This window comes from Arthrobacter sp. JCM 19049, assembly GCF_001310435.1.
In genome coordinates, this window is sequence record NZ_BAXF01000076.1 from 1 (window position 1) to 7,798 (window position 7,798).

The window sequence follows — 7,798 nt, forward strand, 5'->3', positions numbered from 1 at the left end:
CTGCGGGCGGAGTGGGCCGCGGAGAACACGATGGCGCCGGCCACCAGGATCCCGGTGACCAGGGCCGCCAGCCACAGTGGCAGCAACGGCTCGGCGCCCGGGATGAAGGCCAGGTAGAAGGCCAGAAAACCCAGCAGCCACACCGCTCCCCACAACAGGTAGAGCAGGCTGGCGTTCGGGCCCATGGCCCTCTGGGTACTGGCGCTTAGCTCATCAATGCCGCGCAGGATGGCGGCGGGTTCCAAGTGGCTCTCGTTGGCGTCCATGGTGAACCATTCCCTTGCTGGATGTCGAAATACGCGGCGCGCTGCCAAGCCGGAGTCCTTTTCACGACCTTCTGACTTTCCAGTGGCAAGCACTTTGCATTACAAAGTTAAAGGTAGCACCGAAGCATTCCCGGCGGAAGGGGTGGGCAGGCGCTGCCCCACGGCTCACCGCCGGGCATTCGCCAAAGACGCACACTGTGCGCTCACAGACCGGTGAAATATACTCAACAGTAGCGTTTCGGGCTTCCGCCCCGGCCCGTCAAGGAGTGATCATGAGCGCCCAGTTTTCGCATGCCAACCGCCCACTTCCCACGCCCTCTGGCATCCCCCGACCGGTCTTCGGCACCGAACGCACCCGGTGGCGGGGCACCCTGCACGCCTGGACCACGCCGCTGTCCATCATCATGGGGCTGCTGCTGGTGTTGCTGGCCAATGGGACGGCGGCGGAATGGACCGCCGCGGTCTTCGCCCTGACCTCGATCCTGCTCTTTGGCACCTCGGCGATTTACCACCGCGGGAACTGGAGTGCCCGGCAGACCGCATGGCTGCGCCGGGCGGACCACGCGAACATCTTCCTGTTGATCGCCGGCACCTACACGCCGGTGGCGTGGCTGATCCTGCCGCTGAAGCAGGCGATCATCGTGCTGAGCATCATCTGGGCCGGTGCCTGCTGGGTGTGCTGGTGCGCACGCTGTGGCCCGGCGCCCCGCGCTGCTGTCGGTGAGCCTGTACATCCTGCTGGGCTGGGGCGCGGTCATGTACCTGCCGGCCTTCTTTGCCGCCAGCCCCGCGGTGATGATCCTGATCATCATCGGCGGCCTGTTCTACACCGTGGGTGCGGTGTTCTATGCGCTCAAGCGCCCCAACCCGCTGCCCACGGTCTTCGGGTTCCACGAGCTCTTCCACGCCTGTACGGTCCTGGCCTACCTGTGCCACTGGACCGCGGTGCTGCTGGTGGCACTGTAAGAACTCGTAGACTCGTCGGACGCGAAGAACGCCCCCGAAAAACCGCTTGATGGTTTTCGGGGGCGTTCTGCTTGCCGGGGCGGGGCTACTGCTGCGCGTACTTGCGCCGGGCGAAGCCCAGTCCGATCAGCGAGATCACCGCGATGGCCATGTAGTACAGGCTCGGGGCGTCCAGGGATCCGGTCACGCCCAGCAGCCAGGTCAGCACCAGCGGGGCAATGCCGCCCAGCAGCGTCACCCCGATGTTGTAGGTGACCGACAGGCCCGAGCCGCGGATCGCGGCCGGGAACAGGTTGGAGAGCAGGGCCGGCATCGGTCCGAAGTAGAAGGACATGATCACGCCCAGCAGCGCGATCACCACCACCATCACCGGCACGGTCGGGGTGGAGGTCATCAGCCGGAACAGCGGCCAGGCCAACACCAGGGCGGCGATCGCCGCATAGGTCATCACCCTGGCAGGGCCGACCCGGTCGGCCAGGTGCCCGACCAGCGGCACCCCGAACAGGGTGATGGTCCGGCCGCCACCCCGCCCAGGAACGCGGCGTCGGCCGGGATCCCCAGGTTCGTCACCGCGAAGGTGGGCATGTACAGGATCATGTACACCGAGATGGTGGCCACCCCGATGATCGCCGAACCGGTCAGCAGCCGCCCGTAGTGCCCGGCGAACAGGGTCGCCAGCGGCGCCTTGACCTTCTCGGCGGCCACGAATTCCTCGGTCTCCTCCAGCCGGGCGCGGATGTACAACCCGACCGGGCCGATGAGCAGGCCGACGAAGAACGGCACCCGCCAGCCCCAGCTTTCCAGGGCCTGGGTGGACAGCTGGGTGGTCAGCACATAGCCGAACGCGCTGGCCAGCAGCATCGAGGCGCCCTGGCTGGCCACCTGCCAGGAGGCGTAGAACGCCTTCTTGTGCGGTGCGGTCTCGATCAGGAACGCGGTGGCGGTGCCGAACTCGCCGCCGGCGGAGAAGCCCTGGATCAGCCGGGAAAGCAGGATGATCAGCGCACCCCACACCCCGACCATCTCATAGGTGGGGGCGATGGCCATGATCAGCGTGCCGACCATCATCAGCATCAGGGTCAACGTCAGCGCGGCCTTGCGGCCCTTGCGGTCCGCGTAGCTGCCCAGCACCATCCCGCCCAGCGGGCGGACGATGTAGGAGATCGCGAACGTGGCGAACGTGAGGATCAGCGCGAACGTCGGATTGGACTCGGGGTAGAAGATCTTGGCGATGACCGTGGCGAAGGTGGCGTAGACAATGATGTCAAACCACTCCAGCGCCGCCCCGATGGAGGAGGAAATGACCGCCTTGCGGGCGGCCTTCAGCTGGTGTGCGGTCACTTCACGCGGTGGCTCATGGGTGCCTCCTGGCTGTTGGGTGCGGCGCGGGCTACTGGGACAGGTCGGCGATCATCGCGTCGATGAACTGTTCGCACGCGGTGATCTGGGACAGTTCAATGAACTCATCCGGGGCGTGCGCCTGGGCGATGTCGCCGGGGCCGCAGACCACGGTGGGGATCCCGGCGCCGGCGAACAGGCCGGCCTCGGTGCCGTAAGTGACCTTGTCCTGAGCCGGTTCCCCACCCCAGCGGGCGGCCAGTTCCACGATCCGGCCTCCGGGGTGGTATCCAGCCCGGGAGCTCCGGCCTGGATGCTGAAGTCGACCCTGCCGGCCGGGTTCACCTGACGCATCTCGTCCTGCAGGCGTTCGGCCTCGGCGCGCATCCGGGCGGTCAGCGCCTCGCGGTCCACACTGGCCAGGGAACGGTATTCGAAGAACACGGTGCACAGCGCCGGGATGGTGTTCACCGCGATGCCGCCGTCGATGCGGTTCACGTTCATGGTGGTGGTCGGTTCGATGAATGCCTCATCACGCTCCCCCTGGCGCAGTTCGGCGGAGACCTCGTCGACAAAGCGGGCGAAGCGGGTCGCGTAGGAGATGGCGTTCAGCCCCTCCCCGGGCAGCGAGGAGTGGGCGGCGATCCCGTGGAAGTCGACCTTGAACACGTTCATGGACTTGTGCCCGCGGATCACCCGCATGCTGGAGGCTCCCCGACCACCGCGCCGCGCGGGGCCAGGCCGAGTTCGGTGATCTTCTCCACCAGCCGACCGCCCCGACGCAGCCGACCTCCTCGTCATAGGAGAACGCCAGGTGGACCGGTTCCTTCAGCCGGGCACTGGTCAGTTCGGTCAACCGGGAGAGGATGACCCGATGAACGCCTTCATGTCGCAGGTGCCGCGCCCGTAGAGCTTGCCCTCACGCACCGCCGGTTCGAACGGTTCGCTGCTCCATTCCTGCCCGTCCACCGGCACCACGTCGGTGTGCCCGGAGAGCACGATGCCGCCGGTGGTGGTTCCATCGTGGGCGGGGATGGTGGCCAGCAGGTTGGCCTTGGTGCCCTCGGCGTTATGGATCAGGGTGTGCTCCACCCGACGGCCTGCAGTTTGTCGATGACCTTCTCGATCAGCGGCAGGTTGGTGTCCCGGCTGGTGGTGTCGAGGCGGATCAGTTCATTGATTTCGTTCAGGGTCTTCTCACCCGGTGCTGCGCTCACTGCTGCTCCTGATGTGCTCGTGCGTTGCTGTTACCGCGCACCCAGGCTGTGGCGTACGCGACGTATGTGATCAGCCCATGCTGTCACATCCCTCCGGACCGGTACAGGCTTCGAGTCCTACTGTGACTTGGCGCGATAATGCCGCCGCAGCCCCCGGCACTGCCCCGCACGGGGCTTGACTGGCGTAGGGTCAAGACATGGAGGACGGCAAGCGGCGGCAGAACACCCCACGACGGGACGCGTCGAAACGCACGCTGTTCTGGATTCTGCGAACGCTCGCGGGGCTGGGCGCGCTGCTGCTGATCTGGTTGGCGGCGGTGCTCTGGGTGCGCCTGGATGAGGCCGCGGTACCCGGCACCTCCGCGTTTCCGGATCTGCCGACGGAACTGGGGGTGGGCGAGCCCGAGCTGCAGTGCGCCTCCGGCGGGTGCTGGCGGGAACTTGAAGTCCAGGCCGGCACCGCCGCCCGGGCCCGGCAGCTGGCCACGGATCTCGGTTTGGAGACCGAGCAATGTGGTGCGTGGAATCCATTGATTTGGCGGCGCACCTGCACCGGGGCCTACGTGGCGGGAACCGCGGTACGGATCTACGCCCAGTACGGCTACGCCGGAATCGACTGATGCAGCACCGCCATCTGTGAACCCGGCGTGGATCTGAGAAGTTCCTAGTCATACTTCACTTTCGCACCGGAGGGTGGTTAGGTGTTGGCATGGCTACTTCCGCATCAATCACCGAGACCGACCGTACCTTCCTGGCCCAGTGCGTGGACTATGCCCGTCAGGCGCTGGAGGCCGGGGACGAGCCTTCGGCTCCCTGCTGGTCGATGAGCAGGGCCAGATGCGCTTCGTCGACCGCAACCGGGTCGCCGAAGGGGACCACACCCGCCACCCGGAGTTCGCGATCGCCCGCTGGGCCGCGGAGAACCTGGACCCCTCCGAACGTGCCGCCGCCACGGTCTACACCTCCGGGGAGCACTGCCCCATGTGTTCGGCCGCCCACGCATGGGTGGGACTGGGGCGCATCGTCTACGCCAGCAGCAGCCGGCAGTTGATGGACTGGCACGGCGAATGGGGCGTGGAACCCGGCCCGGTGAAGCCGTTGCCCATCAACGAGGTGGCCCCCGGCCTGGAGGTCGCCGGACCCGATGAGGAACTGAGCACCCAGATCAAGGCGCTGCACGCACGGCTGAACGGGATCGACCAGGACTGATAGCCGCCGGGCTCCTGGAGGGCGCCGCCTGCTTGGTGGCTCCCCGGCCTTCTACCCTGTCGCCATCGTCCCGGCCGGGCCCAGCACCATCTATGTGGACGGGCGGAACTCGATGGATGAGACCGGTGCCCTGTTCGACGAGGACGGGTTTGCGGTGCAGATGAGCCGGACGCTGGACAATGCCGAAACAGCGCTCGCCGCGGCCCGGGCAGTCCTGGCGGACGTCATCCAGTGGAACGTGCTGCTCATCGAAGGGGTGGACCCGGCGGCCGCGTATGGGGGAATCGCCTCCCGGCTGGCCGGTGCGTAACCGGCTCTGGTGACCGCGGCGATAATTTGCCAGCTCGGGGAGTCCGGAGCACAACGTAGGAGGGTCTGCACTCTAACCAAGTAAGTGGCACTTTGACAGATCCAACAGAATAGTAGAATACGGCCTTCCCCGCCCTCACACCTTTCCCTTGAAAACAATTTCATTCGCCAAAATCCGCTTGAATACCGCGTGTACCCACCGGCACAAATATCAATATAATGTTGATATTAAAATTTTCGCCGGGAAAAATAGACACTAGACTATTGGCCCAACTTGGTCTACCTTGAATGTACCTCGTGAGAGCGCGAGGGGTGTTTATATTCTCAAGTGCTTTCGAGTGGAGAACACTTGAGAATCGTTCACTCTGTTGCAACACAAAAGGCGGTTTCCGATGAAGACCGATTGTGAGAAGTTGTCGGTCTACCTCTCAGTTCAGGTTTTGGATTGTGTCCGAGAAATGGCAGCAGCTGAATCTGTGTCTGTGACTGAGATATTAAGGCGTGCGATCGGCGCTCAAAAGTTTATTGAGGAAACTCAGAAAAGCGGGAGAGCGATCTACGTGCGTGACTTTGAGAACAAACAATTCGAAAGAGTGATCTTTCAATAAAATCGAAGGGGTCTTCCATGAGACACAGCGGCAGAGGACGCCTTGGTCAATCCAGTGGTAAAGCTACCTACGACCAAGGGAATGCGCAGGAGGACGCGAAAACAGCTAATTACACGTTGCACATGGCGAATAGCAACCGTCATGAGTCTCGGATGTTGGGCGATCATGAGATTTCTGAATCACCTAACGAATCTTCCAATCTCCCTATTGATAGACCCAGCACTTATTCCGTCAGGTGGTTACCGCACGACAAAATGGGACTGGTAATAATAATTGGTATGTTGCTGCTAATTCTAATCAGCTTGCTTTTGGGTAACAGCATAACAGACCAACTTATTTCTGCTCTTACGATGACTGTCGGTTTTTACTTTGGCAAAAACAATAAGTCAATAGATACCTCCCTGGGCCGGGAGTTTAGGATTCGATAACAAGAACCACCAGCCAGAGTGCATTTTCTGGCTGGTGGTTCCCATTACAAGCGTTTTTCTAGAAATCACATTTTCCGCTCTATATTACGTCGACGGTCAATTCACGCATAGAAACCATGCTGGCGCTCATTCAAGCCCTAATATGCGTTGAATCAACAAAACTACGAGCAACATTCTTCGCTACATACCCCAACCTATGTCGATGCCGGTGAAATCTCTCCCAAGTTCTAATCCATAGGCCAGACTAGCAACGCACAAGATGAATTCCAGCAGTGCAAGATCTATACAGTACAAGAAGCCTAGGGATCGACGCTGCTTCCGAGGAGAAAGCTGCTCTCAAGCATGTCGTTCCTGGGGCTCAGGTTAGTTAGGCATTTTGACAGTTAACTTAGATCCAACCGTTGCAGCATAAGTAGGCGTAGAATCACCGACAATGAGAAGGAACAGGTTTTTTCGCTGAATGCCAGAACAGAGTGCACAACGGTCCTCCATCCCTGAGAAAAGTCCGGGTGTTCGTCTCCACGAAGGAAGCGTGATGCAGACACCCTATGATGTTCATGCCCAATCTTGACTCCACGACAAAGGGCAAGATCAGGCTGCCCAGCTCGCTGGCCTGGCAACCGGTCAGCCGCAGTTGGCGGGGCGCTGGCAGTGGCCCAAAGAGTTGCTTGCCGGCACCGAGCAGCAGCGGATGCACGAACAGGCGCAGGCTATCGATGAGATCCTCGGCCAGCAGCTGGCGGGTGAGCATGCCGCTGCCCAGGATCACCATCTCCCCCTGCCTTCGGACTTCAGCCGGCGCACCTTCTCGCCCACCTCACCGGCAATCACTTCCGTGTGCCGCCAGGCCGGATCCCGCAGCCTCGTGCTGGCCACGTACTTTGGCGTCTGGTTCATGTGCGCGGCGATGGGGTTGTCCCTGCCCACGAACGGCCAGTAGGCGGCCATTTTCTCGTAGGTGCGCCGCCCGAACAGGTAGGCGGTGGTGGCTTCCAGCCCTGCGCGCCGAGCGCCGCGTGGATTGCCGGGGCGTAGCGCGCACCCCAGCCGCCGTGTACGAATCCGCCGCTGCGGTCCTCATCCGGTGAGCCCAGTCCCTGCATGACCCCGTCCACGGACAGGAACTCGACGGCGACCAACTGGCGCATGATGTGCTCCCCTGACTGTGAAATTCAATGGGTGACGGTGCAATGCAGGCCGGTCAGGCTAGCGCCAGCGGAAGATCCGGGCGGCGATCAGCGCACAGCCCGCGGTCCACACCGCGAAGACGGCCAGCGGCCCAAGGGACACATCCGCCTCAAACCAGGCCGCCTGCAGCGATTGGGCCATCGCCCCGGCCGGGGTCAGCCCCACGACCGGTTCCAGCGCATCGGGCATCAGCGGCCCCGGGGTCCACAACCCGGCCGCGAACAGGGCTGAGCATGAACACCAGCAGTCCCACCCCGTAGGCGATCTGG

The 7,798-nt window shown here is 62.9% G+C and carries 14 protein-coding genes and 3 pseudogenes; 6 read left to right on the forward strand and 11 right to left on the reverse strand.

Going from position 1 to position 7,798, the window contains the following annotated elements; all coding sequences use genetic code 11:
* The coding region (locus JCM19049_RS05725; RefSeq protein WP_279402546.1) for a hypothetical protein at nt 1-266 on the reverse strand (266 nt) is incomplete at its 3' end.
* A gap of 404 nt (nt 267-670) precedes the next feature.
* On the opposite strand from JCM19049_RS05725, the pseudogene JCM19049_RS23185 reads away from it, so the two are divergent.
* Nucleotides 671-892, forward strand: a pseudogene (locus tag JCM19049_RS23185) (hemolysin III family protein); the annotation flags it as partial.
* 94 nt (nt 893-986) lie between these two features.
* The gene (locus JCM19049_RS23190) at nt 987-1,232 is read left to right on the forward strand and encodes a hemolysin III family protein (RefSeq protein WP_374700241.1); all 246 of its coding nucleotides are present in this window, start codon (nt 987-989) and stop codon (nt 1,230-1,232) included.
* 85 nt (nt 1,233-1,317) lie between these two features.
* On the opposite strand, the gene JCM19049_RS18855 is transcribed toward JCM19049_RS23190, so the two are convergent.
* From JCM19049_RS18855 to JCM19049_RS22295, 6 genes and pseudogenes are all read right to left on the reverse strand, one after another.
* On the reverse strand, nt 1,318-1,728 hold the full coding sequence (locus JCM19049_RS18855; protein WP_279402547.1) for an MFS transporter: 411 nt from the start codon (nt 1,726-1,728) through the stop codon (nt 1,318-1,320).
* A complete protein-coding gene (locus JCM19049_RS05735) occupies nt 1,680-2,573 on the reverse strand; it encodes an MFS transporter (RefSeq protein ID WP_279402548.1) in 894 nt (297 codons plus the stop codon). Before JCM19049_RS05735 ends, JCM19049_RS18855 begins: the two co-directional genes overlap by 49 nt.
* A 49-nt stretch (nt 2,574-2,622) precedes the next feature.
* Nucleotides 2,623-3,021: a M20/M25/M40 family metallo-hydrolase gene (locus tag JCM19049_RS22280; protein ID WP_306420702.1), complete on the reverse strand. Its 399-nt coding sequence runs from the start codon at nt 3,019-3,021 to the stop codon at nt 2,623-2,625.
* Nucleotides 2,988-3,371, reverse strand: a pseudogene (locus tag JCM19049_RS22285) (peptidase dimerization domain-containing protein); the annotation flags it as partial. The pseudogene JCM19049_RS22285 and the gene JCM19049_RS22280, both read right to left, overlap by 34 nt.
* A 51-nt stretch (nt 3,372-3,422) precedes the next feature.
* The gene (locus tag JCM19049_RS22290) at nt 3,423-3,662 is read right to left on the reverse strand and encodes a M20/M25/M40 family metallo-hydrolase (RefSeq protein WP_306420699.1); all 240 of its coding nucleotides are present in this window, start codon (nt 3,660-3,662) and stop codon (nt 3,423-3,425) included.
* Complete coding sequence (locus tag JCM19049_RS22295; protein WP_306420700.1) at nt 3,647-3,787, reverse strand: hypothetical protein; 141 nt, start codon at nt 3,785-3,787, stop codon at nt 3,647-3,649. Before JCM19049_RS22295 ends, JCM19049_RS22290 begins: the two co-directional genes overlap by 16 nt.
* Before the next feature lie 197 nt (nt 3,788-3,984).
* Between JCM19049_RS22295 and JCM19049_RS05745 the strand changes: the two genes are divergently transcribed.
* The 4 genes from JCM19049_RS05745 to JCM19049_RS23195 all read left to right on the forward strand — a co-directional run bounded on the left by JCM19049_RS05745 (nt 3,985) and on the right by JCM19049_RS23195 (nt 5,913).
* A complete protein-coding gene (locus JCM19049_RS05745) occupies nt 3,985-4,407 on the forward strand; it encodes a hypothetical protein (protein WP_054821089.1) in 423 nt (140 codons plus the stop codon).
* A gap of 217 nt (nt 4,408-4,624) precedes the next feature.
* Complete coding sequence (locus JCM19049_RS05750) at nt 4,625-4,996, forward strand: nucleoside deaminase (protein WP_306420701.1); 372 nt, start codon at nt 4,625-4,627, stop codon at nt 4,994-4,996.
* Between the two features lie 112 nt (nt 4,997-5,108).
* Complete coding sequence (locus JCM19049_RS05755) at nt 5,109-5,306, forward strand: hypothetical protein (protein WP_279402549.1); 198 nt, start codon at nt 5,109-5,111, stop codon at nt 5,304-5,306.
* Between the two features lie 391 nt (nt 5,307-5,697).
* Nucleotides 5,698-5,913: a ribbon-helix-helix protein, CopG family gene (locus JCM19049_RS23195; RefSeq protein WP_054821090.1), complete on the forward strand. Its 216-nt coding sequence runs from the start codon at nt 5,698-5,700 to the stop codon at nt 5,911-5,913.
* An 852-nt stretch (nt 5,914-6,765) separates the two neighbouring features.
* On the opposite strand, the gene JCM19049_RS18860 is transcribed toward JCM19049_RS23195, so the two are convergent.
* From JCM19049_RS18860 to JCM19049_RS05770, 4 genes and pseudogenes are all read right to left on the reverse strand, one after another.
* Nucleotides 6,766-7,113 (reverse strand): dihydrofolate reductase family protein, encoded by a 348-nt coding sequence (locus JCM19049_RS18860; RefSeq protein ID WP_279402550.1) that lies wholly within the window; start codon nt 7,111-7,113, stop codon nt 6,766-6,768.
* Nucleotides 7,107-7,238 (reverse strand): hypothetical protein, encoded by a 132-nt coding sequence (locus JCM19049_RS18865; RefSeq protein ID WP_279402551.1) that lies wholly within the window; start codon nt 7,236-7,238, stop codon nt 7,107-7,109. The genes JCM19049_RS18860 and JCM19049_RS18865 overlap by 7 nt, the downstream gene beginning before the upstream one ends.
* Nucleotides 7,235-7,489, reverse strand: a complete 255-nt coding sequence (locus tag JCM19049_RS18870) for a hypothetical protein (RefSeq protein WP_279402552.1) — start codon at nt 7,487-7,489, stop codon at nt 7,235-7,237. Before JCM19049_RS18870 ends, JCM19049_RS18865 begins: the two co-directional genes overlap by 4 nt.
* A gap of 58 nt (nt 7,490-7,547) precedes the next feature.
* A pseudogene (locus JCM19049_RS05770) lies at nt 7,548-7,798 on the reverse strand (hypothetical protein); the annotation flags it as partial.